At 53.5% G+C, this 25,925-nt stretch carries 23 protein-coding genes; 8 read left to right on the plus strand and 15 right to left on the minus strand.

The window, feature by feature from the left end:
- Positions 1-34 precede the first annotated feature (34 nt).
- Positions 35-253, plus strand: a complete 219-nt coding sequence (locus NA389_RS13180) for a YgdI/YgdR family lipoprotein (RefSeq protein WP_000758662.1) — start codon at positions 35-37, stop codon at positions 251-253.
- A gap of 190 nt (positions 254-443) precedes the next feature.
- Entirely contained in the window at positions 444-1,484 is a 1,041-nt protein-coding gene (locus NA389_RS13185) for an NADP(H)-dependent aldo-keto reductase (RefSeq protein WP_000558960.1), read from the plus strand.
- Between the two features lie 86 nt (positions 1,485-1,570).
- Here NA389_RS13185 and lplT read toward each other — a convergent pair whose 3' ends face one another.
- Together lplT and aas are read right to left on the minus strand one after the other, a co-directional pair.
- The gene (lplT, locus tag NA389_RS13190; RefSeq protein ID WP_000004684.1) at positions 1,571-2,773 is read right to left on the minus strand and encodes a lysophospholipid transporter LplT; all 1,203 of its coding nucleotides are present in this window, start codon (positions 2,771-2,773) and stop codon (positions 1,571-1,573) included.
- Positions 2,766-4,925 (minus strand): bifunctional acyl-ACP--phospholipid O-acyltransferase/long-chain-fatty-acid--ACP ligase, encoded by a 2,160-nt coding sequence (gene aas / locus NA389_RS13195; RefSeq protein WP_000896101.1) that lies wholly within the window; start codon positions 4,923-4,925, stop codon positions 2,766-2,768. The genes lplT and aas overlap by 8 nt, the downstream gene beginning before the upstream one ends.
- 592 nt (positions 4,926-5,517) lie before the next feature.
- Between aas and galR the strand changes: the two genes are divergently transcribed.
- Complete coding sequence (galR, locus tag NA389_RS13200) at positions 5,518-6,546, plus strand: HTH-type transcriptional regulator GalR (protein WP_000201030.1); 1,029 nt, start codon at positions 5,518-5,520, stop codon at positions 6,544-6,546.
- Between the two features lie 10 nt (positions 6,547-6,556).
- Positions 6,557-7,579, plus strand: coding sequence for a LacI family DNA-binding transcriptional regulator (locus NA389_RS13205; RefSeq protein ID WP_000968338.1), 1,023 nt, complete (start codon positions 6,557-6,559; stop codon positions 7,577-7,579).
- Positions 7,580-7,588: 9 nt separating this feature from the next.
- On the opposite strand, the gene lysA is transcribed toward NA389_RS13205, so the two are convergent.
- A complete protein-coding gene (gene lysA, locus NA389_RS13210) occupies positions 7,589-8,851 on the minus strand; it encodes a diaminopimelate decarboxylase (protein ID WP_079917056.1) in 1,263 nt (420 codons plus the stop codon).
- A gap of 117 nt (positions 8,852-8,968) precedes the next feature.
- On the opposite strand from lysA, the gene NA389_RS13215 reads away from it, so the two are divergent.
- On the plus strand, positions 8,969-9,904 hold the full coding sequence (locus NA389_RS13215) for a LysR family transcriptional regulator (RefSeq protein ID WP_000741799.1): 936 nt from the start codon (positions 8,969-8,971) through the stop codon (positions 9,902-9,904).
- Here the strand turns inward: NA389_RS13215 and NA389_RS13220 are convergent.
- The 6 genes from NA389_RS13220 to NA389_RS13245 form a co-directional block, all read right to left on the minus strand.
- Positions 9,876-10,583 carry an aspartate/glutamate racemase gene (locus NA389_RS13220; protein WP_000848629.1) on the minus strand — a complete coding sequence of 236 codons (708 nt, stop codon included), beginning with the start codon at positions 10,581-10,583 and terminating at the stop codon, positions 9,876-9,878. The genes NA389_RS13215 and NA389_RS13220 overlap by 29 nt on opposite strands.
- A 112-nt stretch (positions 10,584-10,695) precedes the next feature.
- Positions 10,696-12,114: an arabinose-proton symporter AraE gene (araE, locus tag NA389_RS13225; protein WP_000253650.1), complete on the minus strand. Its 1,419-nt coding sequence runs from the start codon at positions 12,112-12,114 to the stop codon at positions 10,696-10,698.
- A 350-nt stretch (positions 12,115-12,464) separates the two neighbouring features.
- Positions 12,465-13,226 carry a 2-dehydro-3-deoxy-D-gluconate 5-dehydrogenase KduD gene (gene kduD / locus NA389_RS13230; RefSeq protein ID WP_000602495.1) on the minus strand — a complete coding sequence of 254 codons (762 nt, stop codon included), beginning with the start codon at positions 13,224-13,226 and terminating at the stop codon, positions 12,465-12,467.
- A gap of 56 nt (positions 13,227-13,282) precedes the next feature.
- A complete protein-coding gene (gene kduI, locus NA389_RS13235; protein WP_000383273.1) occupies positions 13,283-14,119 on the minus strand; it encodes a 5-dehydro-4-deoxy-D-glucuronate isomerase in 837 nt (278 codons plus the stop codon).
- Positions 14,120-14,548: 429 nt separating this feature from the next.
- Positions 14,549-15,727 (minus strand): acetyl-CoA C-acetyltransferase, encoded by a 1,179-nt coding sequence (locus tag NA389_RS13240; RefSeq protein ID WP_000665979.1) that lies wholly within the window; start codon positions 15,725-15,727, stop codon positions 14,549-14,551.
- Positions 15,728-15,849: 122 nt separating this feature from the next.
- Complete coding sequence (locus NA389_RS13245) at positions 15,850-16,713, minus strand: LysR family transcriptional regulator (protein ID WP_001270776.1); 864 nt, start codon at positions 16,711-16,713, stop codon at positions 15,850-15,852.
- A 103-nt stretch (positions 16,714-16,816) separates the two neighbouring features.
- Between NA389_RS13245 and NA389_RS13250 the strand changes: the two genes are divergently transcribed.
- Both NA389_RS13250 and NA389_RS13255 read left to right on the plus strand, forming a co-directional pair.
- Entirely contained in the window at positions 16,817-17,272 is a 456-nt protein-coding gene (locus tag NA389_RS13250) for a multidrug/biocide efflux PACE transporter (RefSeq protein ID WP_001519547.1), read from the plus strand.
- A 141-nt stretch (positions 17,273-17,413) separates the two neighbouring features.
- On the plus strand, positions 17,414-18,643 hold the full coding sequence (locus tag NA389_RS13255) for an amino acid permease (RefSeq protein WP_000036841.1): 1,230 nt from the start codon (positions 17,414-17,416) through the stop codon (positions 18,641-18,643).
- Positions 18,644-18,673: 30 nt separating this feature from the next.
- Here NA389_RS13255 and rcnR read toward each other — a convergent pair whose 3' ends face one another.
- Entirely contained in the window at positions 18,674-18,946 is a 273-nt protein-coding gene (gene rcnR, locus NA389_RS13260; protein ID WP_000019953.1) for a Ni(II)/Co(II)-binding transcriptional repressor RcnR, read from the minus strand.
- Between the two features lie 121 nt (positions 18,947-19,067).
- On the opposite strand from rcnR, the gene NA389_RS13265 reads away from it, so the two are divergent.
- Positions 19,068-19,904 carry a nickel/cobalt efflux protein RcnA gene (locus NA389_RS13265; RefSeq protein ID WP_000503692.1) on the plus strand — a complete coding sequence of 279 codons (837 nt, stop codon included), beginning with the start codon at positions 19,068-19,070 and terminating at the stop codon, positions 19,902-19,904.
- Positions 19,905-20,113: 209 nt separating this feature from the next.
- Here the strand turns inward: NA389_RS13265 and NA389_RS13270 are convergent, their stop codons facing one another.
- The 5 genes from NA389_RS13270 to stdB all read right to left on the minus strand — a co-directional run bounded on the left by NA389_RS13270 (position 20,114) and on the right by stdB (position 25,853).
- Complete coding sequence (locus NA389_RS13270; RefSeq protein ID WP_000134789.1) at positions 20,114-20,872, minus strand: transcriptional regulator; 759 nt, start codon at positions 20,870-20,872, stop codon at positions 20,114-20,116.
- Positions 20,859-21,371: a CaiF/GrlA family transcriptional regulator gene (locus NA389_RS13275; protein WP_000336255.1), complete on the minus strand. Its 513-nt coding sequence runs from the start codon at positions 21,369-21,371 to the stop codon at positions 20,859-20,861. Before NA389_RS13275 ends, NA389_RS13270 begins: the two co-directional genes overlap by 14 nt.
- A gap of 144 nt (positions 21,372-21,515) precedes the next feature.
- Positions 21,516-22,583 carry a hypothetical protein gene (locus NA389_RS13280; protein ID WP_000141336.1) on the minus strand — a complete coding sequence of 356 codons (1,068 nt, stop codon included), beginning with the start codon at positions 22,581-22,583 and terminating at the stop codon, positions 21,516-21,518.
- The gene (gene stdC / locus NA389_RS13285; protein WP_000798496.1) at positions 22,580-23,323 is read right to left on the minus strand and encodes a fimbrial biogenesis chaperone StdC; all 744 of its coding nucleotides are present in this window, start codon (positions 23,321-23,323) and stop codon (positions 22,580-22,582) included. The genes NA389_RS13280 and stdC overlap by 4 nt, the downstream gene beginning before the upstream one ends.
- 40 nt (positions 23,324-23,363) lie before the next feature.
- A complete protein-coding gene (stdB, locus tag NA389_RS13290; protein WP_000705496.1) occupies positions 23,364-25,853 on the minus strand; it encodes a fimbrial outer membrane usher protein StdB in 2,490 nt (829 codons plus the stop codon).
- Positions 25,854-25,925 lie beyond the last annotated feature (72 nt).

Genomic DNA, 25,925 nt, shown 5'->3' on the forward strand with positions numbered 1-25,925 from the left:
TATTATCAGATACAGGCTACGTGAGGACAAACGGATGAAAAAGTGGGCAGTTGTAATTTCCGCAGTAGGGTTGGCTTTTGCGGTATCCGGATGCAGCAGCGATTATGTAATGGCGACGAAAGATGGTCGTATGATCCTGACCGATGGAAAACCGCAAGTTGACGATGATACCGGTCTGGTCAGCTATACCGATGCACAGGGAAACGAGATGCAAATCAACCGTGACGAAGTGTCTCAAATCATCGAACGTTAAGCGGTGGCCTGTGATTGAGGTCAGCGTTCTGCAAGCCTTCAGGCTGCGTCCCGTAACGGTGCGTGGCGACCACGCCCGGTAACAATTACGCCGTGCAGCCTGCAATTTTACTTTCCCTTTTGCCTTCCCTCTGCCATTTTTATTGTCCTTTGTCGGGAATTTCTGACTTCATAATAAAAAGGAAACGGCTATGCACTATCACCGTATACCCCACAGCTCGCTCGAAGTAAGTACGCTAGGGCTGGGCACAATGACATTTGGTGAACAAAACAGCGAAGCCGACGCTCACGCACAGCTCGACTATGCCATCGCAAATGGCATTAACCTTATCGACGCCGCCGAGATGTATCCGGTACCGCCGCGCCCGGAAACACAAGGGCTGACGGAATCCTATATCGGTAACTGGCTCGCCAAACGCGGCAACCGTGAAAAACTGATCATCGCCAGCAAAGTTAGCGGACCGGCACGTAATAATGATCAAGGCATCCGGCCTCATCAGGCGCTGGATCGTAAAAATATTCGCGAAGCGCTACACGACAGTTTGACCCGGTTGCAGACCGACTATCTGGATTTGTATCAGGTGCACTGGCCGCAGCGCCCCACTAACTGCTTCGGTAAACTCGGCTATAACTGGACGGACTCCACGCCAGTAGTAAGTCTGCTGGAGACGTTAGACGCGCTAAGTGAGTTTCAGCGAGCGGGTAAGATTCGTTATATTGGCGTTTCAAATGAGACAGCGTTTGGCGTTATGCGCTATCTGCATCTGGCGGAAAAACATGACCTGCCGCGTATTGTCACGATCCAGAACCCCTATAGCCTGTTAAACCGCAGCTACGAGGTCGGGCTGGCGGAAGTCAGCCAGTATGAAGGTGTTGAATTGCTCGCCTACTCCTGTCTGGCGTTTGGCACATTAACCGGTAAATACCTGAACGGGGCCAAACCCGCAGGCGCGCGGAATACCTTGTTCAGCCGCTTCACACGTTACAGCGGCGAACAGGCGCAAAAAGCCGTTGCCGCCTACGTCGATATCGCGAAGCGTCACAATCTTGATCCGGCGCAGATGGCGCTGGCCTTTGTTCGCCGCCAGCCGTTTGTCGCCAGTACGTTACTGGGCGCAACCACGATGGCGCAGCTCAAGACGAATGTGGAAAGTCTGCATCTGACGTTAAGCGAAGAGGTCCTGGCGGAGATTGAGGCGGCGCATCAGGTTTATACCTACCCGGCGCCGTGATAGTCAGTGCCCGGTGGCGCTACGCTTCCGGGCTTACAGAGACAATGTAAGCCGGATAACGCGCACTCGCCGCCCGGCATATTCACTCAGTATGATGCCTGCCGGCGCTGCCAGATCCACAGCGCCGCGATCGCCAGCGCGAACAGCACGCCAAAGCCGATACCTATCGCCACAGCCGGAACGCCAACCAGCACCGCCAGCGAGTACAGTCCCAGCATTAATAGCATGGCGCTATTCTCGCCCAGATTTTGTACGGCAATGGCATTCCCGGCGCCAACGCTCTTCTTACCGCGCTCCTGGAGCAAAGCGTTGAGCGGCACCACAAAAAAGCCGCCCAGCATACCTATCAACAGCAACAAGGCATAAGCAGGCAGCAATGCGTGCTGTAATGAGAAGATCGCAACCACAACGCCAATCAAAATCCCGGCGGGCATACAGCGCGATACGGTCTCCAGCGTCACCAGTTTTGCTGCCGCGCCCGCGCCGACCACAATGCCTACCGCCACCATGGCGTTCAGGTAAGTCGGCGTGGCGTTATCCGTAATACCCAGCGCCACCGGCACCCACAGCACCAGCAGAAAACGCAGCGTCACGCCTGCGCCCCAGAATAGCCCGGTCCCCACCAGCGAAAAACGCGTTTCACCGTTACGCCAAAGGACAACGCAAGCGCAGAAGAAGCTACGCGTCATCGCCGACAACCGCCAGGATTGTCCTGGACGCGCCGCCACAAGCTTCGGGATAAACAGGTTCGCCGCCACTGCGCCAGCGTAGGCCAACGCGCAGGCAACCAGCGCGGCGATGACATGCCAGTCGGCCAATACGCCGCCCGCGACGGAACCGAGCAAAATCGCCGCAATCGTAGAGGCTTCCATCAGGCCATTGGCTTTCACCAGCTTATCGCCCGTCGTCAATTCGCCCAGAATACCGTATTTCGCCGGAGAATAAGCCGCCGCGCCGATCCCGACCAATGTATAACCGACAAAAGGATTCACGCCGAGGCAGATACCTGCCGCTCCCGCCAGTTTAAGACCATTGGCGACCATCATCACCCGGCCTTTGGCAAAGCTGTCCGCTATCTGGCCGACAAACGGCGCAAAAAGAATGTAAGCGCCCACAAACACCATTTGCAAAACAGGCTGGCTCCAGTCCGGGTAAAACTGAGCTTTCAGCAGCGCCAGCGTCGCGAACAGCAGCGCATTATCGCCAAAAGCCGAGAGAAACTGCGCGACAATCACCGACAGCATCCCTTTCGACCAGATGGAGGTGTTAGTACGTACTGACTCACTCATGATGTTGTTCCGGCGCATCCACCCAACTTTTCAGCGTCACAAAATCGGGTTTCCCGCTGCCAAGCAAGGGAAGCTGTTTCAGATAACGGATATCACGCGGGACGGCAAGTTCCGGAATACCGTGTTCACGGGCATAGTGCTGTAACTTTTCTCGGGTGAGTTCGCTGTCAGTCGTAAACAGTACCAGCGCTTCACCTTTGCTGGCATCGCTTTTAATGGCGGTAGCGTGCATTTTGTCCGCCGAAACGCCAAGCGCCAGTTGCTCGACCATCTCCAGCGAGACCATTTCGCCAGCAATTTTCGCAAAGCGTTTCGCGCGCCCCTGAATCTGCACAAAACCATTTTCATCGAAGCGTACAATATCGCCCGTGTCGTACCACCCGCGCTCGGTTTCGCCTCTGGCGTTTTCCGCTGACGGCACCTCCAGCACGCCCGGTTTTTCCACGCGCAGATAGCCATTCATGATATTCGGCCCTTTCAGCTGTAGCCGACCGCCGTTTTCAATACCGGGCACCGCCAGCAGACGCGCGTCCATGCCAGGCAGAATGCGGCCAACAGTGCCCGGCTTAGCCGCCATCGGCACGTTAATCGAGACTACTGGCGCGCATTCCGTTACCCCGTAGCCCTCAAGAATGCGCAGACCGAATTTATCCTGCCACAGTTGTTTAGTGCTCTCCTGAAGTTTTTCCGCACCGGCCACCACATAGCGCAGGCGATAAAAATCATACGGATTGGCAAAGCGCGCATAGTTGCCGAGGAAGGTTGATGTACCAAACAGCACGGTACAGTTACGGTCATAGACCAGTTCCGGCACAATGCGATAGTGCAGCGGACTTGGATAAAGAAACACTTCCGCGCCGGTCAACAACGGCGTAAACAGGCCCACCGTCAAACCGAACGAGTGAAAGAGCGGCAGCGCCGACATAAAACGGTCATTGGCGGTGAAATCCGCAATCGTTTTTATCTGCTCGACGTTCGCCAGAATGCTTTTATGGCTGTGCACCACCCCTTTCGGGTGCCCTTCCGAGCCGGAGGTAAAAAGAATGATCGCCGCGTCCTCCGGCTGCTGTTTTACCTGTGCCAGTCGCGGCGCCAGGAGGTGGGCAAAAATCCACAGCTTGTCGGCGGGTGTGACGTCCGCTTTTAAATCTTCCAGGTAAACCCAGCGAACCTGCGTTAGCTGTTCCGGCAGGTGCCATAATTTACCTTTATCGAGGAACTGGCGGGAGGTAAAAATCGTTTTAATTTCCGCCGCGGTAATCGCGCTGGTCAGCCCTTTTACCCCCGCTGTGTAGTTCATCATGGCCGGAATGCGGCGACGAGAAACCGCGCCGAAAATCACCGCCGCGCTGATGGCGGCATTCGGCAGCATTAAACCGATTTTCTCGCCCTCAACGCTGTACTTTTCCAGAATCCGGCCAACAAAAAGCGTCTTGGTCAGTAACTTACGATACGTATCCGGCGTAAAGTTAATGTCCTCAATACAGTTTTTACCTGCGCCGTAACGATATTGCGCCGCCAGCAACGATTCGTATAACGTCTCGCGCGGGCGCACCGCCATACGCGCTTCCATCATGATCTGGTGCAGCATCTCACCCGCTATCTTACGTCTGTCGCGCGCGCGCGGCGCTTCCGGCATCGGTATTTGCGTCGGCGGTAAAATATGAAGCTGAATGCGGGGGAATAAGCGCCGTTTAACCAGACCTTTAAGGCGACTGAAAGGCGTAAGCTCCGCGCCGTCAATACGGAGCGGAATGACGGTTGCGCCCGATTTTGCCGCCACAAAGCCTGCGCCGTCATAAATTTTCATCAGCGAGCCGGTCACGGAAATCCGCCCTTCCGGGAAAATCACCACTGGACGCCCCTGCTCCACCAGACGCACCAGGTGTTTAATGGACATGGGTTTAGTGGGATCGAGCGGCACAAAATCGATCAGCGGCGTTAACCAGCGCATATACCATTGCTGGCTGATGGAGGTATATACCGCAAAGACAGGCCGTACCGGCAAAAACAGCGCCAGTAGCATACCATCGATAAATGAAACGTGATTGGGGGTAATTAAGACCCGGTTCCCCTGTAGCGCCCGGACATCGCCAGTGACGCGCACACGATAAAGCACGCGAAACAGGTTACGGAAAAATCCAAACAGCATTTCAACTCCCTTTGGCCGACAATTCGCTAAAACATGAATTGTGGCAGATTACACGAGTTGCGTAACAGGAGCGATAGCAAAATAGGTTCGAAAAAAAACCTGCGCATCCGCGCAGGTTGGTGCAAGAGACAGGTACGAAGAGCGTACCGAATAATCTCACCAATCAATACCTCTGGGATCTTGATTGTGGGCTTCGCGCGTCTGCATCGCCAGTCCGAAAACGCAAAGGAATAAACGGAAATGCAACGAGTTGTGTAAATTATCCGTTACTGTTACAGGTTCAGGCGAAACAAAAAAAAACCTGCGCATCTCTACGCAGGTTGGTGTAATTCGTGTGATCAACAATGACGTTGACTCCACCTATCAATACCTCTGGGATCACCACTCTATCAACCTGACTCGCTGGCCTGCCAGCAGACAATCGCAACAGCGCTTCGCAAACTGTAACGAAAGATTTGTATTGTCACTTTACAGACGCATTTCTCCCGTGCAGGTCACATTTGCCCGACACGGCGGGGCAAGAGGCTTGAACAGACGTTCATTTTCCGTAAAACTGGCGTAATGTAAGCGTTTACCCACTATAGGTATTATCATGGCGACCATAAAAGATGTAGCCCGACTGGCCGGTGTTTCAGTCGCCACCGTTTCTCGCGTTATTAACGATTCGCCAAAAGCCAGCGAAGCGTCCCGGCTGGCGGTGACCAGCGCAATGGAGTCCCTGAGCTATCACCCTAACGCCAACGCGCGCGCGCTGGCACAGCAGGCAACGGAAACCCTCGGTCTGGTGGTCGGCGACGTTTCCGATCCTTTTTTCGGCGCGATGGTGAAAGCCGTTGAACAGGTGGCGTATCACACCGGAAATTTTTTACTGATTGGCAACGGGTATCATAACGAACAAAAAGAGCGTCAGGCTATTGAACAGTTGATTCGTCATCGTTGCGCAGCGTTAGTGGTACACGCCAAAATGATTCCGGATGCGGACCTGGCCTCATTAATGAAGCAAATCCCCGGCATGGTGCTGATTAACCGCATTTTACCGGGGTTAGAACACCGCTGTGTCGCGCTGGATGACCGTTACGGGGCATGGCTGGCGACCCGACATCTGATCCAGCAAGGTCATACGCGTATTGGGTATATCTGTTCCAACCACACCATCTCTGATGCCGAAGATCGCCTGAGGGGCTATTACGATGCGCTGGCGGAAAGCCATATTCCGGCTAACGATCGGCTGGTGACGTTCGGCGAACCGGATGAAAGCGGCGGCGAGCAGGCGATGACTGAATTATTAGGCCGCGGCAGAAATTTTACCGCGGTGGCCTGCTATAACGACTCGATGGCGGCTGGCGCGATGGGAGTATTAAATGATAATGGCGTGGGGGTGCCGGGCGAAGTATCGCTCATCGGTTTTGATGATGTACTGGTCTCACGCTATGTGCGTCCCCGACTGACCACCATTCGGTATCCGATCGTCACCATGGCGACACAGGCGGCGGAGCTGGCGTTAGCGTTGGCGGGGAAATGCCCTACGCCAGAAGTAACTCATGTATTTAGTCCGACACTGGTACGCCGACATTCGGTATCCACGCCGACGGATACCGGACACCTGTCGACAACCGATTAATCAGGGTAGCATGATGGCGACAATGCTGGATGTTTCCCGCCATGCGGGCGTATCAAAGGCCACCGTCTCACGAGTGCTGAATGGGACGGGGCAGGTAAAAGAAAGCACGCGCCAGAAAGTGTTTACGGCGATGCAGGCTCTGGACTATCGCCCCAACCTGCTGGCACGCTCGCTGGCGAATCGCACCAGCAACAGCATCGGTCTGGTCGTCTCTACGTTTGACGGCTTCTATTTTGGCAGTTTGTTGCGCCGGGCGTCGCGCCAGGCGGAGTTTCATAACAAGCAGTTGATCGTCACCGATGGTCACGATACGCCGGAACGAGAGCAGAAAGCCGTACAAATGTTGGCCGACAGACAGTGCGACGCTATTATTCTTTACACTCGCTATATGGATGAGCCGGCGATTTTGTCGTTGATTGACGCCACGGAAATGCCGCTGGTGATTATTAATCGCAACGTCACTCAGGCCCGCGATCGCGCTATTTTCTTCGAGCAGGAGACGGCGGCATTCCAGGCGGTGGAATATCTGATTACGCAGGGCCATCGCGATATCGCCTGTATTACGCTGCCTGTTCATACTCCCACCGGCACATCACGCGTAGCGGGTTATCGCAAGGCGCTGGAAAAATATGGCATTCCCTGGCAACCGGCAAAAGTGAAATACGGCGATTACACGCTGACGCGCGGCTATGACGCCTGCCGGGAATTACTGGAGGAAGGCGTCACGTTTAGCGCGCTATTCGCCTGTAATGATGACACGGCGCTGGGCGCGGCAAAAGCGCTGCGCCAGGCCGGATTACGCATCCCGCAGGATGTGTCGCTGTTTGGTTTTGACGATGCGCCGGGCGCAACCTGGCTTGAACCGGGGCTTTCAACAGTCTATTTACCCATCGAGGATATGATAGCCACCGCAATCGATCAGGCCGTTCGTCTGGCGAACAGCGAGCCGGTCGCCCCGATCCCGCCCTTTACCGGCACGCTGATTCTGCGCGAGTCCGTCGCCGCGGGCCCGTTTTTTCAACGTCCGGCCTAATGATGCGCTTCAGAACATCTCCAGCGCTAACAGCTCTTCAATGGTCTGACGACGGCGGATCAGCCGCGCCTGTCCATTGTCAAACAGCACTTCCGGCAGGAGCGGGCGGCTATTGTAATTCGATGACATAGACGCGCCGTACGCGCCGGTATCGTGCAATACGAGGTAATCGCCGGGGATGACCGCAGGTAAGGCGCGTGTTTCAACCATTCCCCCTTCCTGCTGCGTAAAAACATCGCCTGATTCGCATAGCGGCCCGGCGACCACCGTCTCGACCCACGGGCCATTTTCAAGCGCGCGACCATCCGCCGCCAGCGCCGAAATACGGTGATAGCTACCGTACATCGCCGGGCGCATCAGATCGTTAAAACCCGCATCTACCAGCACGAAATGGCGGCTTCCCATCTGTTTTACGCTACGCACCTGCGTTACCAGCACGCCCGATTGCGCCACCAGAAAACGTCCGGGTTCGATCTCAAGTTTGACCGCATGTCCCAGATGGCGGGCGATTTGCTCGCGCGCCGCGTTCCACAGGCCATAGTAATGACGCGTATCAACGGGCTCTTCTCCCTCACGATAAGGTATCGAGAGTCCGCCGCCTGCCGAAATCGCCTCCACATCCTGACCACATTCCAGTACCTGGCGTACCATCGCGCCGCAAACCTGCTCCAGATGTCCATAATCGACGCCGGAACCAATGTGCATATGGATACCGACAAGTTTCAGTCGGTATTTCTGCATTACCGCCAGCGCCGCCGGAAGATCGCTATGCCAGATGCCGTGTTTGCTGTTTTCGCCCCCGGTGTTGGTTTTCTGGCTGTGGCCGTGACCAAAGCCAGGATTTACGCGCAACCAGACGCGATGCCCAGGCGAAACCTGACCAAGCTGCGTCAGCATATCTACCGAGCCAGCATTGACCGGAATATGCAGTTCACTGACGCGCGCCAGCGTGGCGGCGTCAATCACATCGGCGGTAAAAACGATATCATCAGGGCACGTTTGCGGATCGTAGCCCGCCGCCAGCGCACGTTCGATCTCCCCCAATGAAACAGAATCCACCTTGACGCCCTGCGCGCGCATTAAGCGCAGGATATGAATGTTCGAACAGGCTTTTTGCGCAAAACGCACGACGTCAAACTGCTGCAGGGCGGCTATCTGACGGCGAATAATGTGCGCGTCATAGACCCAGACCGGACAGCCGAATTCAGCAGGCAATCTGAGCAATTTTTCAGCGTTAAGGTCAGTTTCAGCGTAATAATGCGACAATGACATAACAAACTCCGGAACAGGCTTTTTAACGATTACGCCATACCTTAGAAAGAATAAAAAATATCGTTTTATTGTCAGTCTATGCAAAAATGATATGGGATAAATGATTCAGGAAAACGTATGGCTGCCGTTAATTTACGTCACATTGAAATTTTTCATGCCGTAATGACCGCCGGAAATCTCACCGAAGCGGCGCGGCTGCTGCATACCTCGCAGCCTACCGTCAGTCGCGAGCTGGCGCGTTTTGAGAAAGTGCTGGGATTAACGCTGTTTGAGCGCACACGCGGGCGTTTACATCCGACGGTGCAAGGGCTACGCCTGTTCGAAGAGGTACAACGCTCCTGGTATGGGTTGGATCGCATCGTCAGCGCGGCGGAAAGTCTGCGCGAGTTCCGTCAGGGCGAGCTCTCTATCGCCTGCCTGCCGGTCTTTTCACAATCCTTTTTGCCGCCGCTACTACCGCCTTTTCTGGCGCGTTATCCGGATGTCAGCCTGAATATTGTGCCGCAGGAGTCGCCGTTGCTGGAAGAGTGGCTCTCCGCCCAGCGCCACGACTTAGGGCTGACAGAGACGCTTCATGCCCCGGCAGGAACAACCCGTACCGAGTTACTAACGCTAAATGAAGTGTGCGTACTGCCCTGCGACCATCCGCTTGCCGCCAAAACGGTACTGACGCCAGACGATTTTCAGGGGGAAAACTTTATCAGCCTCTCCCGCCTGGACAGCTATCGACAGTTGTTGGATACGTTATTTGCCGAACATCAGGTGAAGCGCAGAATGGTGGTGGAAACGCATAGCGCGGCCTCCGTCTGCGCGATGGTGCGCGCCGGGGCGGGTGTTTCGATCGTTAACCCGCTGACCGCGCTGGACTATGCCGCCAGCGGCGTCACCGTTCGCCGCTTCAGCATTGACGTGCCCTTTACCGTCAGCCTGATTCGCCCGCTACACCGCCCCGCCTCCGCGCTGGTTGACGCCTTCAGTAAGCATTTACAAACGCACCTTTCGCGCCAGGTCGAACCGCTGGAGGTTATTCTGGGGCCGATGACGAAAGCATAAAGCTCACGGCATCTGCGGCATGAATTGCCGTGGTATCGAAAACCGGTAGCGCGCTTTGCGTCTGGGGAACAAGCAAACCTATTTCAGTGCAGCCAAAAATAACGCCCTGCGCGCCTTGCGCAGCCAGTTGTTCGATAACCTGTAAATAATAGTGGCGCGACGCGTCAGTGAATGTCCCCTGACAGAGCTCGTCAAAAATCACCTGATTGATACGCGCCCGATCGTCCGCCTCCGGCACGATGGTCTCAATCGCAAATTGCTGTTCCAGCCGCCCGCGATAAAAATCCTGCTCCATCGTATAGCGAGTCCCTAATAGCGCCACGCGATGCAACCCCTGACGGGCGATAGCTCGCCCGGTAGCATCCGCGATGTGTAGAAAAGGCAGAGAACAACGAGATTCAATAATGTGCGCGATTTTATGCATGGTGTTGGTACACAGCACAATGCCTTCTGCGCCCGCCTGCTGTAACCCCTGCGCGGCCTGCGCCAGGATATCGCCCGCTTTATCCCACTCGCCGCGGCGTTGACATACTTCAATATCGTGGAAATCTACGCTATGCAGCAGTAAGCTCGCCGAGTGCAGGCCTCCCAGCTGCTGTTTAATGCCTTCATTGATTAAACGGTAATAAGGGATAGTCGATTCCCAGCTCATCCCCCCCAACAGCCCGATCGTTTTCACTGCGCTCTCCTTTTTTTAAAGCATTATGGCAGTGAAGCAAACTTACACATCCGTTTCCAGTCTATTTTTCATCATGCCGGATAACAGACGTTATCCGGCATGGGAGGGGGGATTACACGCCAATATTTCTTAGCTTCTCGCCCGCCATCAGCTTGCGTTCGATGTGCTCCAGGGTGACATTTTTGGTTTCCGGAATCAGCCAGAAAGTGATGCCGATAAAAGCGATATTCAGCGCGGTGTAAAGCCAGAATGTACCTGCCGCGCCAATGCTGTCCAACAGTGTCAGGAATGTCGCGCCGATGATCATGTTCGATACCCAGTTTGTCGTGGTTGAACAGGTAATGCCAAAATCACGGCATTTCAGCGGCTGGATTTCCGAACACAGTATCCACACCACCGGAGCGGCGCTCATCGCGTAACCGGCGATACACATCATCGTCATCCCAACGGAAAGCCAGGAGAGGCCGCTTGATGCCGTACCGTTATCAAACTGCATCAGGCAGTAGCCCAACACCAATGTCCCTAACGCCATTACGCTGAAACCGATTTTTAACGCCGGTTTACGCCCGGCCTTATCTACCGTAAAGACGGCGATAAACGTCGCGAACATAAAGGTCAGTCCGACCACCAGCGTAGCGATCATTTGCTGTTCCGTGGTGGTAAAGCCGGCCATTTTAAAAATGCGCGGCGCATAGTACATAATGATGTTCATGCCGGTGAACTGCTGCATTGCCTGTAGCAGCATACCGAGGAACACGGCGCGGCGAACATTGCGGTTAGCTTTAAATAATGCCCACCCGCCCTGCTTGAGTTTGAGGCTTTCCCGAATCTCATTCAGTTCATCACGGGCTTTTTCCGAGGTATCGCGCAGCATACGCAGCACCTCTTCCGCTTCAATATGGCGACCTTTTTGCGCCAGCCAGCGCGGACTATTCGGCAGGAATACCACCAGAATAATGAGCAACACCGCAGGCAGCGCCAGTACGCCCAACATCGCGCGCCAGTTGCCGCTGTAGCTGAATGCCGTATCGGATAAAAAAGCCAGCACAATGCCTAACGTCACCATCAGTTGATACATACTGATCATTTTGCCGCGAACATTTTCACTTGCCATTTCAGAGAGATAAAGCGGCGCGGTATAGGAGGCAATCCCTACTGCTACGCCCAGTATCACGCGGGCGCCAATCAATACTTCCACGCTGGAAGCAAACGCCGACCCCAGCGAGCCGAGCACAAACAAAATCGCGCCGGCCATCAGGCTATACTTACGCCCCAGCCGGAATGAAAGCCAGCCGTTAAATAATGCGCCAATTGCCGCGCCAAGCATCATACTGCTGACGACCCATTCCTGCAGCCGGCTGGTCAGTACGAAATGGTCGGTAATAAAAGGCAGCGCCCCGGCGATAACGCCGATATCCAGACCAAATAACAGTCCCGCTACCGCTGCAGAAACCGAAACAAACATATTCATACGTCGTGTGTCGCGAAGCGAACGCGGCGTTAAAGCAGAGTCATGATTAATAGAGACCATATTTTCCTGCCACAACAGAGTAAGACATAGCCTGAAAGTACGGGATACTCTTCCTCAAGTGTCAGGCTGGAAACGGCATAAATATGGATTAAATGGCTACGCTATAGCGATATGTGATGGATATTACACTTTTAAATTTAACGCCGTTGCCGGGTATTTTTTTAAACCACCAATATTTCAATGAATTAAAGCATTGATCATAGCTATTATTTAACAATATATGGATTAAGTTAAACCCACAATATGGACTATGCTAATGAGATCATAAAAAACCCTGTACCAGGACAGGGCTTTATCAGTTTTTCGGCCAAAGAGTCGATTTTCCCAGAAACGCATTTGTCAGTAGCGGATTAACGCGCCAGCCAACCGCCATCTACCGCTATGGTATAGCCGTTAATATAATCAGCGGCGCTGGATGCCAGGAAGACTACCGGGCCCATTAAATCGCCCGGTAGCCCCCAACGTCCAGCCGGAATACGGTCGAGAATTTCGGCGCTACGTTGTGCATCAGCGCGCAATTGCTGGGTATTATTCGTGGACATATAGCCCGGTGCGATGGCGTTCACATTGATATTGTGTTTCGCCCACTCGTTCGCCATCAGACGTGTTATTCCCATTACGCCGCTTTTCGACGCGGTATAAGACGGAACGCGAATGCCGCCCTGGAAGGAGAGCATAGACGCGATATTAATAATTTTGCCGCCGTTGCCCTGGGCAATAAAATATTTTGCCGCCGCCTGAGACATAAAGAACACGCTCTTGATGTTCAGGTTCATGACGTCATCCCAGTCTTTTTCCGTGAAATCAATCGCATCTTCACGACGGATCAAACCCGCGTTATTCACCAGAATATCAATATGACCGTATTCCGCCACCGCCCGTTCCAGTAATGCCGGAATACCATCGATTTGACGCAGATCGGCTGTCAGGCTTAAAAAACGACGTCCCAGAGCGGTGACGCGCGCAATAGTTTCCGTCGGTTCAACAATGTTAATACCGACAATGTCACAGCCCGCTTCCGCCAGCCCTAACGCCATCCCCTGCCCCAATCCGGTATCGCACCCCGTCACAACCGCGACTTTACCCTCAAGAGAAAATGCATTCAAAATCATTGTTAATCCTTATTTTTGTCATGCCTGTCACGCACAGGCGTTATCACCGGTCGCGACTAGCGCAGATCTTGTACCGCAACGTGATCCATGTCATCGAAGACCTGATTTTCTCCCACCATGCCCCAAATAAACGTATAGGCTTTGGTGCCAACGCCGGAATGTATTGACCAGCTTGGGGAAATAACCGCCTGTTCATTACGCATCACAATATGACGGGTTTCCTGAGGCTGCCCCATCATATGGAAAACGCAACTGTCTTCTTCCATATTGAAATAGAGGTAAACTTCCATACGGCGCTCATGGGTATGGCATGGCATGGTGTTCCATAGATTGCCGGGCGCCAGTTCGGTGAGTCCCATACTGAGCTGACAGGTTTCCAGTACATCCGGTACGAAGTATTTATTGATGGTGCGACGGTTACTGGTGAGGTTATCGCCTAAGGTGACGGGCGCAACGTCGGCAGGCGACACTTTTTTCGTCGGATAAGCGGTATGCGCTGGCGCGCAGTTGTAATAAAACTTCGCCGGTCTGCTCGCCTCATTGCTGACGAAGACCAGCTCTTTCGCCCCTTTACCAATATACAGAGCATCACGATGACAAATGTCATGGCGCTGCCCGTCAACGATAATGGCGCCCGCGCCGCCAATATTAATGACGCCCAGCTCGCGGCGGTCCAGTAACCGGGAAACGCCAAGCTGTTTACCCACCTCTCCGCCGATTTCAACAGAATGGCTGACGGGCATAATGCCGCCGACAATAATACGGTCGATATGGCTGTAGACCATCGTATATTCATCAGCGACAAAAATATTTTCTATTAAAAACTCGCGTCGCAGCGCCTGGGTGTCCAGCGTTTTAGCGTGCTCGCTATGGATGCTTTGCCTTACGTCCACTTTTCCCTCCAATGATAAATCGATCGCAATGGCATAAAATCAAAACACTGTTTTGATTTATTTAACGGCATCATAGTCGGCTGGATGAAGGTTTTCAACAATAAATAAAACAACGTTTCATTTATATGGTTGGTTATTTTTAAAACTGCTGTAGCGATCACGATCGGCGCTAAAACTTATACACTTGTATGATTTTCAGACATGTGCGCCAGGTGCTGTATGCGGTTACTCAGATAAAAATTGAAGCTTGTTTTAGAACGAGGTCTGATGTGCGAATTGAATTAAAAGCGGTATGCGTCTGCAATGCCCGACGCGGCAAGACGTTCCGCGCTATAACGAAAAAGGGGGTTCTGTTACTGGCTTTGCCCTCGTGATAGAGGGCTTTTTATGACGGAATAATGAAGCAGAAAAAGGATGGCTGGCGCAGGATCAATCGCGTTCAATGGTTAAGGCAACGCCCTGGCCGCCACCGATACACAGCGTCGCCAGGCCTTTTCGCGCGTCGCGTTTAACCATTTCGTGCACCAGTGAAACCAGAATTCGACAGCCGGAAGCGCCAATAGGATGCCCCAGCGCAATCGCGCCGCCATTAACGTTTACCCGTCGCTCATCCCATTCCAGCATTTTTCCTACCGACAACGCCTGGGCGGCAAACGCTTCGTTGGCTTCGATAAGGTCGACCTCCGCCAGTTGCCAACCGGCACGCTCCAGACAGCGCCGGGTAGCATATACCGGCGCAATCCCCATTAGCGCAGGATCGACGCCGACGCTGGCAAACGCGCGGATGCGCGCCAGCACCGGCAGCCCCAGCGCCTGGGCTTTCGCCTCGCTCATCATCATCACCGCGGCGGCGCCATCGTTGATTGAGGAGGCATTACCCGCCGTCACCGAACCTAAACTATCAAACGCCGGGTGCAGCAGAGCTAACCCCTCCGCACTGGCGTCGGCCCGCGGTTGTTCATCCGTATCGACAATTGCGGTCTGCCCATTACGTTGCGTGACGATGGGGACAATCTCATCTTTAAAACGTCCGGTATCAATCGCGGCCCTGGCTTTTTGTTGCGAACTGAGCGCATAAGCATCCTGTAACTCGCGGCTGATGCCATATTCCCGCGCCAGGTTTTCTGCCGTCACGCCAATGTGATAATCGTTGAAGGCATCCCATAAGCCATCATGTACCAGACTATCCACCAGATTGTCGGCATCAGGCAACGCGCCGGTACGGCTGTCATTGAGGACATGCGGCGCACGGCTCATATTCTCCTGCCCGCCCGCAATAACAATGTCCGCTTCGCCGCACTGAATAGCCTGCGTCGCCAGGTGCAACGCTTTTAAACCGGAACCACAAACGTCATTAATGGTAATGGCGGAAACGGTAGTCGGCAGCCCTCCTTTGATGGCTGACTGGCGCGCCGGATTCTGCCCGGCGCCAGCCGTCAGTACCTGACCGAGGATGACCTCATCGATAGCGTTAGCGTCCACGCCGGTGCGCTCAATTAACGCTTTTACGACCATGCTCCCCAGCTCGACGGCGGAATGACGGGCCAGCGTTCCCTGAAAACAGCCGATGGGTGTCCGTAAAGCTCCCACTATCACAACCTCTTTCATTACCACCTCAGCGCAAAATGACACCGCCATAGTAGAGCATTGTTAAAATTAGTTATCTTGATTGTTTAAAAAAAGTGAGTTTTATCACAAAGGAAATGACGCTGATTTGACGGTGACGCAGCTTATTTCTGCTGCAAATGGTAGCGAAGCCAGTTCCCCGCCGTTCCGGGCGGCGTTTTCTTGTTCCACAGCAAATCAATAGCAATCGCCCTCGGCCAGCCAGGAACATCCAGCTGCGCCAGCGGTTTTTCCGCCGCAAACTCTTCCACCAGCGCGCAGGGCAATACGCACCAGCCAAATCCCTGAACCGCCATGCTCAACAGCAATAAATAGTTTGGCGCTGACCAGGCCGGGCCGCGCGTAATGTTGGCGTTAGATTCAAGGTAGGTATTCAGACGCAGCTCGCGCCAGGTATGCAGTTGCTCCCATCGCAGGTTCGTCTGCGACGCCAACGGATGCGTGGTCGCCACATAAACCCCCATCCAGCTTTGAACAGGCAGACGCGTCGCGCCAATGTCTGTGGGATAGTCATCACGCGCTTCAATCAGGCCTATCTGGGCACGCCCTTTTTGCAGCAGGTCGATGACATCATCATTTTCTCCGATCAAGCATTCAAACTCGGTATGCGGAAATTGACGATCAAACTGCGCCATTAACTCTTCCAGACTGTCAGGGTGCAGGGTATCAGAGAGGACGAACGTGAGTCTTGCCTCCGTCTCGCCGGATAACGTCAGCGCCACCTCATCCAGACGATCGCTCGCCGATAAAATAGCCTGAACATAGCTAAGCACCCGTTTTCCTTCTTCGGTCAGAACGGGCTGGCGCGAAGATCGATCAAATAATGAAAATCCCAGATCCGCCTCCAGATGCGCAATGGCGGTACTAATGGTGGACTGGCTTTTACGCAGGCGGCGCGCCGCCGCAGAAAACGAACCGCAAGAGACGGTCTCAACAAATGCCATTAACGCTTCAGGTGAGTAACGCATAACCTATCTACTTTATCGATGGGTGTTATCTTTTAGGTATCACATTAAACGATAAAATAGCGGAAATTTCTTTAGTTTGATTAAGAGTAAGGTTTTTTCGTTTATGCAACATGACGCCATACAACGTCGCTCGCTGCCGGAGCGTATTTTCCATGCTGTCTGTTTTGAAGGTATTGCAACTGCGATACTGGCGCCAACGACCGCCTGGCTAATGCAGCGCTCGGTGCTGGAGATGGGCGGCCTGACGATATTGCTGGCAACGACGGCCATGATCTGGAATATCATTTATAACGCTCTGTTTGATCGACTGTGGCCTGCGCATCAGGTGAGACGAACCGCCAAAGTGCGCGCACTCCATGCGTTAGGATTTGAAAGTGGGTTTATTGTCATTGGCGTGAGTATTGTCGCCTGGGTACTAAATGTCAGCCTGCTACAAGCATTCACCCTGGAAATTGGTTTCTTCCTGTTCTTTTTGCCGTACACGATGCTGTACAACTGGGCATACGATGTTTTACGCCAACGAATAGTGACTCGCCGCCAACAGCGCGTTAGTGCATGATATTGCTCTTTTTTGCCGGGATCGCAACGCTCCTGGCCCTCCTCCTCCACGACATCCATCTGCTTAAAACGCCCCCAACTGACGCTATTTATGGTAAATTGCGCTTCTTTTTGTGTGTTTTATAGTTGATAAATTCAAATAATGTCTAAAATTTGGTCAAAAGATGAGACTCTCTGGAGTTTTGCATTATACGGAACGGCTGTAGGCGCAGGCACTCTTTTCCTTCCCATCCAGTTGGGATCGGCAGGCGCAATCGTGCTATTTATTACCGCGCTGGTCGCCTGGCCTCTGACATACTGGCCGCATAAGGCGCTGTGTCAGTTTATTCTTTCCTCAAAGACTTCTGCCGGTGAGGGAATTACTGGTGCCGTTACTCATTATTACGGCAAGAAAATCGGCAGTATTATTACCACGCTTTATTTCATTGCGTTTTTTGTCGTGGTATTAATTTATGCGGTGGCGATTACCAATTCCCTGACAGAGCAATTAGCGAAGCATATTCAGATAGATATTCGCATCCGGATGGCAGTTAGCTTCGGCGTAGTACTTATCCTGAATATGATTTTCTTAATGGGAAGACATGCCACTCTTCGCGTAATGGGCTTTTTAGTCTTTCCACTTATCGCTTACTTCTTGTTCCTTTCGCTCTACTTAACCGGAAGCTGGCAACCCTCGTTACTGACCGGGCAGATGTCTTTGGATAGTCACACGTTGCACCAGGTATGGATTTCTATTCCGGTGATGGTTTTTGCTTTTAGCCATACGCCCATTATTTCGACGTTTGCCATCGACAGACGGGAAAATTTTGGCGATCAGGCCATGGATAAATGCAGAAAGATCATGAAGGTCGCCTACCTGATTATCTGCCTGAGCGTGCTATTCTTTGTCTTTAGCTGCCTGCTCTCCATTCCGCCGTCATACATTGAAGACGCGCGCAACGAAGGCGTTACCATCCTTTCCGCGCTCTCGATGATGCCCAATGCGCCGGCCTGGCTCTCTATTTCCGGTATTATCGTTGCCGTCGTGGCCATGTCGAAATCTTTCCTCGGCACCTATTTCGGCGTCATTGAGGGCGCAACCGAAATGGTAAGAACCACCCTACAGCAGGTTGGCGTGAAAAAAAGCCGGGCGTTCAATCGCGCGCTGTCTATCATGCTGGTTTCCGGGATTACGTTTATTATTTGCTGTATTAACCCGAATGCCATCTCTATGATTTATGCCATTAGCGGCCCGCTCATTGCGATGATTCTGTTTATTATGCCCACGTTGTCAACGTACCTGATACCGGCATTGAAACCCTACCGTTCAGTAGGCAATTTCATTACGTTGGTCGTCGGTTTACTTTGCGTATCGGTGATGTTTTTCGGCTAAAGTAAAAGATAGCCGGGATATAACTCCCGGCTATTTAATATAAGAATCCAGCACCTTTAATATTACGTCCAGATCTTCTTCACGCCTGGCTTCATCACTCTGATGAACGATATGCTCGGTCAGATGCCCTTTAATCACCTCACGCATTAAGCCATTTACCGCGCCGCGAATCGCCGCGATCTGTTGTAGCACGGCCGCGCATTCATGCGGTTCATCCAGCATTTTTTTTAGCGCTATCACCTGTCCCTGAATCTTGCTGGTTCTGGCTTTAAGCTTTTGTTTGTCCCGGATGGTATGTGACATTGCAACACCTCACTAACATTAACGAATACAAATTATAGCATTGCGATGCTACTGGGGGGTAGTATTCCATACTGGGGGGGAGTAGAATAACGCCCACATAAAACAACTAAGAATCATTCTCATGGGTGAATTTTCGACACTTCTTCAGCAAGGAAACGGCTGGTTCTTCATTCCCAGCGCCATTTTATTAGGTATTTTGCACGGGCTTGAACCAGGGCACTCCAAAACTATGATGGCGGCTTTTATCATTGCCATTAAAGGTACGGTTAAACAGGCCGTCATGCTCGGTCTGGCAGCAACGCTTTCTCATACCGCGATCGTCTGGTTAATCGCGCTGGGTGGGATGTATCTTAGCCGGGCATTCACCGCACAATCAGTGGAACCATGGCTGCAGTTAATTTCTGCGATTATTATTCTGAGCACCGCGTGCTGGATGTTCTGGCGGACATGGCGAGGCGAGCAGCAGTGGCTGGCGGGAAACCACCATCACGACCACGACCACGACCACGACCACGACCACGACCACGACCACGACCATCATGGTCACATACATCCGGAAGGCGCAACGTCAAAAGCGTATCAGGATGCCCATGAACGCGCCCATGCTGCCGATATTCAACGCCGTTTTGATGGTCAAACAGTGACTAATGGACAGATCCTGCTGTTCGGCCTGACCGGAGGGCTTATCCCCTGTCCGGCTGCGATCACCGTTTTACTGATTTGTATCCAGCTTAAAGCGTTTACGCTGGGCGCCACGATGGTGCTGAGCTTTAGTCTTGGCCTGGCATTAACGCTGGTGACGGTAGGCGTGGGCGCGGCGATAAGCGTTCAACAGGCAGCAAAGCGCTGGAGTGGTTTTTCGACGCTTGCCCGGCGGGCGCCCTATTTTTCGAGCATTCTGATTGGTCTGGTCGGCGTGTATATGGGAATTCATGGCTATACCGGGATCATGCAGTAAATATGTAACGCTTCTGCTCAGGCCGTATCATTCACGTCGGGTTTCATTCCAGAAGCGTTTTTACTTATCAAACGGTATGAAAGGTCATACATTCAGCGTCCCGCCTGAATTCTGTATTTTACTCCACTACACCACAGGCAAAACATACCCCACCGCCACCGGGTTTAGCCGGCGTTTCAGGGTTTCTGGATAGAGTCGCCGGAGGCGGGTTATTGCGGAGCGATAAACGGAGTTCGCTGCAGTGATTTACAAAACCGGGTACCAAACAGCAGTTCCCGTAATCGGTTCCGCATTCCCAACTTCACCAGTAACCGGTATTTGTCCTGCCAGATTTGCTTCTCCTGCGTATTCAGCCTTCCACACAACGCTGACAACCTTCCCCGTCCACGGTAAACTTCCTGAAGCAAGCGTAACTGGGCCAGGCTCACTCCGCATGCCAGTATCTCCCGGTGCATCAACTGGTCCATATAGTTCATCAACCGCTTCGGATTGTTAAATATCGGTGGCACTTCCAGAAAGCCCGTCACCGGAGCCGGAGATAACAAAAAGGCGTCCAGCTCTCCTGTCCTGCGCAGGCGTGCGCCCCCGGCCCACTGTTCACCCCGCCGCCCCCGGATAAGTATCTCCGCCAGTTCCTGCTCCAGCAGCGCCGGGATGCCGCCGTATACCTTCAGTACCACCCGGTCGCTGAAAAACAGCTCATCGCTGATAATCATAACCGGGTAGTCCGGCAGTATCTGTCTCAGGGAATAGAACAAAAAGAGATGTTCACGGGGACGCAGACATAGTATCAGTATGGCCTCCGGTTTCCGACGTAATTGCTGCAACAGAACAGGCAGCCTGTATGCGGTTTCACAGTTGCAGCTCGGCAGAAATCTCCGGACCAGGTGTGCCACGGCGATCGTCACCGGCCAGCAGTCACCGTAAACGATAATCTGCCGGGCCGGTATCCGGTTATGTTCCGTCATCCTCATTCTCCTTCTTTTTCAGGATCTTTCCCGCATTTCTGTTACTGCACAGCCGGTTCCACAGTTCATTTGCCATCGACCTGTCACCATTACCGACCCGGCGTTTTGATACCGGTGGCGGTCCGGCCTTTTCACGGCGCGTGGACGGGGTGGGACTGTCAAGAACCCGGATAACATAAATCTCATAGCGTCGTGCTTTATTGGGCAGGGTCTGGTGACGGCAGATGCTGACCACCCGTGATGTTTTGCTTCGCAGATAGGCAATCAGGTAGCTGGCCCGTCTGGCCGTGATGTGAAACGCCTCTGCTATCTGGTTACGCTGAACCCAGTTCTGCTGCAACAGGCACCAGTGTGCCACGATGATATACAGGGGCTCGCCGGCATACTGGCGGACACTTACCGGAATAAAACAGGCATCATGGTTGGTCTGTCCGGGATAATGAATATCGTTACCTGGGATAAGGTACTGCTTTTTTGCGTGTGTATTATCAGGGCACATAAAACCTCTCCATAACTGGGTAAATAATTTTCCGGAGGTGAAGAACAGCTCTTAAATAGTATTTATTATTAATGTGGGTTTATTCGGGATTAGTTCCCCGATAACTCAGTCAGCTCTTTTATTTTTATTATCTGTCACCCCCGATTAGTTATAGGTAACAGTAACGGGTATTGCAGCAGAAAACTTTCCTGTCTTTACACTTCCCCCCGGGGTCGGGGTTATTACTGCAGTATATACCTTCGACACATTACCGGTGACAGTTCCTGTAATAGTAATATCCCCCAGTACTTCTTGTTTATCAAAAGTAATCTCTTTTCCTTTATCATCTTTTATTGAAAGCCGGAGTCCATTAGGCTGACCTTTGTTGGGGCCATCCAGACTGACAAGATTCAGAGTTTGCCCGGTATCCTGTGTCAGCGCACCTTTCCCGAAGGTGATGGCCAGAGGGATCGTGAATTCCTGTCCCATAGCCGGTCGTAAAACCTGCCTGGCGATCACTGTAAAATTTGCCTGTCTGGTCTGTGAAGGTTCATAAGTCGTATAAATATGCCCAAAGTTGACCTGTAATGGAACAATGTCAACTTTACCCAATCCGTTTCTGAGAATTCTCACATTAAAACCAGATAAAACAAATCCGTTGTTTCTTTGAGCATAATTTACCGGAACAACATTCATCACATTATTTATACCGGAAAAAGTGTACACAGCACTGCTCTCTTTGTAGGCTGTCAGATATAAGAAGTCCATTTTTACAGTTGCGGTTCGTGTCGTGAGCCCTGGAGGTAAAGGCTGTCCAAATTCCACTTTAGGCTCATTTCCTCCCTGCGATATCCCTTTAATATCGTCCCAGGTTAAGACAGGAGCGTCGGTAACGGACACCTGAAAACCCAGGCCCATACTGTCTAACTTTTTGGTAAAATCTCTGAAATAAGGCTGATTTAATAACAGTAAAGGTGGTTTACCTGAAATCAAAGATGATATATTACACGAATAAGTGAACTTCTGAGTTATTGTGCTGACAACTGTCCCCGGACCCGGGGTGTAATTATCGTTTGTTATATTTATGTTTTTAAAATTAATATTCTGACCAGAGGTAATGATACATTCATTCAGGCTTGGCTCAACCGCATACACTTTAGTCACACATAAAGAGCACAACATCATCACCAGCACGGTCAGTTTTGTTTTCAGATTAAAAATCCATTCTGTCATGATGTCGCCCCTGCGTCCTTAAACGCGCAGTTCAGGGCATCGCAGGCGTAGCGGTTCATCTGCAGTCCACCGTAATCATCAATATACCCCACCCACAGCGTCCGGGTTTCTGCCGGCAGAACAGCCTTTAAAGGCAGGCTCCCCAGGGGCGGCACCATCACGCCCTCGCGGAAACCGCTGAGCCTGTGGCTGCGGTCTGCTCCCAGCCACGCCACAGTGATGTAGTACGGCGTCGGGTTTCTGAGGGTCAGGTGTCCCGCATTCCGCTCAGCAGTCAGCTTTCTTTCCGGCTGGTCACTGCTGCTTCTGATAATGGCTTTCGGACGGTAAAACAGTTTCAGCTGGCTCTGCATGGCCAGCTGCAGGACGTTGTCGTCTTCCGGCTTCGGGGGAACTCCCCGCACGTTAAACCAGAACAGTGTTTCCCTGTCCTGGGGGAGCTTATCTGTCAGCCCACGAACCTGGGTGATACGGACCTGGGATTTCTGTCCGGCATCAATACGCTGCAGCGGCGGCAGCGCCATCAGCGCATCGGTTCTCACCCCGTCAGCGTCCGTCACCCAGGACTGCGCCAGAAACGGCGTGGTTTTGTCATCGTTATTCAGCGTGATGGCCACCGTTTTCTGCGATGCATCCATGATAATACGGGTCCGGTCGACATTGACGGCCGCCGGGCTGCACTGGCTCCATGCTGCCGCCAGTGCGAGTAAAATCACACGGCTTCTTCTGCTGTTTTTCACCTGTTTTCTCCTTTAGTCCTGCTCTGTGACAGGGATATTTTTATCTGCAGGGCAGTAACAGCGGCCCCCGGCTGAGTGTCACCGTTTCCGGCAGGGTGAGTCTGCACTGCACCCGGCCATCCCAGGACACGTTCAGGGTCCGGCGGTCTTCCCCGCTGAGTCCGGTCAGGTAAGCCAGACCGTCATCTCCGACCATCCCCGCGGTTCTGCCGGTTTTCCCGGACACCACCAGGGCGCCAAACGGCGGACTTGCGCCATCAGCCAGCCGGATATGACCGAGCACCTGCTCCCCTTGGCTGGCGTCAATCTTCCGGTAACCCACCGCGCCCTCCGTCAGCACCTGGCTGATGACGGAGCTGCTGACATCCACGTCCTCCGGCAGGGCGGCCACATCAACCGAAATATCGCTGCGGCGATAGCTGCTGCCGGCGCTCACCACGCCCACCCCGAAGCGGTTGGTCACCCCGCTGTTGCCGTTCACCGGCACACCGGCCACGTCTCCGGTATCTATCATCATGCGGGGCTCATTCCCGGCCATCGACTGGCTGAAAGCGGCACCGTGGGCGGTGGCAGTCACCGAGCCGTACCAGCTCAGGCCCAGGCTGCGGTACTGTCCGGGCTGCAGGGTGGCGTCCGCTGCCGCCTGGCCCCACGGTAGACGACTCTGCACGCTGCCGCTAAAGCTGCTGTTACTGCCGGTGTCATAGCGGTTATGACCGGCGCTGATGTTCCATGTGGTGTCCGGGTTATGGAAATCGCTGTAATTCACGGTCTGCTGCAGGCCACCCCGGTTATCCTTCTGCACGCTGTAGCTCACCTGGCGACTGTCGCCCCACGGGATACTGATGGTGGCGTAGACCTGGTTCTGGCTACCCCCGCCGGTGTACTGGTTACGGGCAAACGACACCGAGGCCGAGAGCCCCTGAAGCTCGCCGAGACTGAACACTTTGTTGAAGCTGAGCATGTAGTTATTGTTGGACTGCGCATTCCAGTAATTGAGCCGGCTTACCGAGAGGGCCGCGCTCATGTTGAGTACCGGAACGGACTGGCTGTAAGTCACGGTGTAGCTTTGTTTTTCATGCCATGCATCGCCGCCGTCAGTGGCCCGACGCTGCAGGTACTCCGGCATGGACAGAAAATGGCGGTCCGAGAAGCGGTATCCGACGAACGCCAGGGTACTGCCGGTTTTATCAAACGTTTTGGCATAGTTGATACGGTAGCTGTAACCGGACTGCTTCTGCCCATGTGGCAACCGCGCATCTGAGCGGGTGACGTCCGCAGACAGAGCGCCCAGCAGCCCCATATTCTGGCCGATCCCGAGTGCCGCGGACTGGTAGTCGCCGGTGGAGGCAATGAGGCCGCCATACAGCGACGTGTTGTTAAATGCTCCCCAGGTGGCCTCCCCGAGCAGAAAGTCAGGGCTGACCGTGCTGTTGTTATGCGTCCCGCCGTACAGCGGACGTCCGGCGGCCACCTTATAGCGAACCTGTCCCTGGCGTGCCATAAAGGGGACGCTGGCCGTGTTGACCTGCCATGTCCGGACGCTACCGTCGCTTTCCCGGACGCTGACATCCAGGTTGCCGCTGATATTCTGGCTCAGGTCGGGAAGCTCAAAAGGCCCCGGCGACACCCGGGTCTGGTACAGAATGCGACCATTCTGGCTGACGGTAACCTGTGCATTACTGTTCGCAATGCCGCTGATTTTCGGGGCATACCCCTGAAGAGAGGGCGGCAGCATGCGCTCATCGCTGGCCAAAGTGAGCCCGGCAAAGCGGAAGGAGTCAAAAATAGCGGAGCTGAGGTACGTCTGTCCGAGCGTCAGTTTTGAACGCAGTGCTGGCAGGGCACGGAACAGATACGTCTGCGGCAGATAAAAATCAGACTGTGATGCGCCCTGCCCACTGTCAAAACGGCTGTACTGGTAATCGCTCCGCAACCGCCAGGCGCCGAGATTAAACCCGGCGGTGCCGTAGAGGCTGTAGCTGGTAGAGGTCTCCCCCTGCTGCGGCATATAGCGGTTGACCATCAGGCTGTAATCGAGCAGGCCGGCGGTGACGCCGTCGCTCCAGCGTGAAGGGGGGATCCAGTCCGGGTCCTGATATCGCATCCAGGCCTGGGGGATAATGAAGGTCAGACGCTGATTTTCAGCGCTGTACCGTACCTGACTGTCAGCGGAGCGCAGCTCAAGGCATTGCCCGTCCGGGATACCGGTAACGGGTTTCAGGCCATGAATAATCTTATCCTTAAGACCCAGCATGGCCACCATGTCTGTTGTCACACAGATGACGGCCGCGTCGCGTCCGGCAACCGGTACAACTCTGACCGGATACTGTTCCCGTACCGGCTGGTCATTGAGCCAGATATCGAGAATATAGTTACCGGGCGCCACATACCCCTCGCGGCTGAAGGCCGTGAGGTCCACGTTAGACAGGTTCCCGCTGTCCAGCAGGCTGGCATTGAACTCCGTGGCCTGCGACTTCAGGACGGAAAATGTCAGGGTAATCAGAATGGCAAGCCGGGTAATTTTCATGGCATGGCGCTTTCGTGTTGTCGTCCGTGTAACAGACAGCCCGCAGGCATGGTCAGATATAAAAGCCGTCCG

It is taken from the genome of Salmonella sp. NW645 (genome assembly GCF_051703725.1).
GTDB lineage: Bacteria > Pseudomonadota > Gammaproteobacteria > Enterobacterales > Enterobacteriaceae > Salmonella > Salmonella enterica.

What these genes read in the sequence shown, in the direction of transcription:
- lplT (WP_000004684.1), bottom strand. Translation starts at nt 2,773, where the DNA reads ATGAGTGAGTCAGTACGTACTAACACCTCCATCTGGTCGAAAGGGATG.
- NA389_RS13275 (WP_000336255.1), bottom strand. Translation starts at nt 21,371, where the DNA reads ATGTGCCCTGATAATACACACGCAAAAAAGCAGTACCTTATCCCAGGT.
- NA389_RS13185 (WP_000558960.1), top strand. Translation starts at nt 444, where the DNA reads ATGCACTATCACCGTATACCCCACAGCTCGCTCGAAGTAAGTACGCTA.
- NA389_RS13270 (WP_000134789.1), bottom strand. Translation starts at nt 20,872, where the DNA reads ATGACGGAACATAACCGGATACCGGCCCGGCAGATTATCGTTTACGGT.
- NA389_RS13265 (WP_000503692.1), top strand. Translation starts at nt 19,068, where the DNA reads ATGGGTGAATTTTCGACACTTCTTCAGCAAGGAAACGGCTGGTTCTTC.
- stdB (WP_000705496.1), bottom strand. Translation starts at nt 25,853, where the DNA reads ATGAAAATTACCCGGCTTGCCATTCTGATTACCCTGACATTTTCCGTC.
- NA389_RS13245 (WP_001270776.1), bottom strand. Translation starts at nt 16,713, where the DNA reads ATGCGTTACTCACCTGAAGCGTTAATGGCATTTGTTGAGACCGTCTCT.
- NA389_RS13240 (WP_000665979.1), bottom strand. Translation starts at nt 15,727, where the DNA reads ATGAAAGAGGTTGTGATAGTGGGAGCTTTACGGACACCCATCGGCTGT.
- rcnR (WP_000019953.1), bottom strand. Translation starts at nt 18,946, where the DNA reads ATGTCACATACCATCCGGGACAAACAAAAGCTTAAAGCCAGAACCAGC.
- NA389_RS13215 (WP_000741799.1), top strand. Translation starts at nt 8,969, where the DNA reads ATGGCTGCCGTTAATTTACGTCACATTGAAATTTTTCATGCCGTAATG.
- araE (WP_000253650.1), bottom strand. Translation starts at nt 12,114, where the DNA reads ATGGTCTCTATTAATCATGACTCTGCTTTAACGCCGCGTTCGCTTCGC.
- galR (WP_000201030.1), top strand. Translation starts at nt 5,518, where the DNA reads ATGGCGACCATAAAAGATGTAGCCCGACTGGCCGGTGTTTCAGTCGCC.
- NA389_RS13280 (WP_000141336.1), bottom strand. Translation starts at nt 22,583, where the DNA reads ATGACAGAATGGATTTTTAATCTGAAAACAAAACTGACCGTGCTGGTG.
- NA389_RS13255 (WP_000036841.1), top strand. Translation starts at nt 17,414, where the DNA reads ATGTCTAAAATTTGGTCAAAAGATGAGACTCTCTGGAGTTTTGCATTA.
- NA389_RS13180 (WP_000758662.1), top strand. Translation starts at nt 35, where the DNA reads ATGAAAAAGTGGGCAGTTGTAATTTCCGCAGTAGGGTTGGCTTTTGCG.
- lysA (WP_079917056.1), bottom strand. Translation starts at nt 8,851, where the DNA reads ATGTCATTGTCGCATTATTACGCTGAAACTGACCTTAACGCTGAAAAA.
- NA389_RS13205 (WP_000968338.1), top strand. Translation starts at nt 6,557, where the DNA reads ATGATGGCGACAATGCTGGATGTTTCCCGCCATGCGGGCGTATCAAAG.
- NA389_RS13250 (WP_001519547.1), top strand. Translation starts at nt 16,817, where the DNA reads ATGCAACATGACGCCATACAACGTCGCTCGCTGCCGGAGCGTATTTTC.
- aas (WP_000896101.1), bottom strand. Translation starts at nt 4,925, where the DNA reads ATGCTGTTTGGATTTTTCCGTAACCTGTTTCGCGTGCTTTATCGTGTG.
- kduD (WP_000602495.1), bottom strand. Translation starts at nt 13,226, where the DNA reads ATGATTTTGAATGCATTTTCTCTTGAGGGTAAAGTCGCGGTTGTGACG.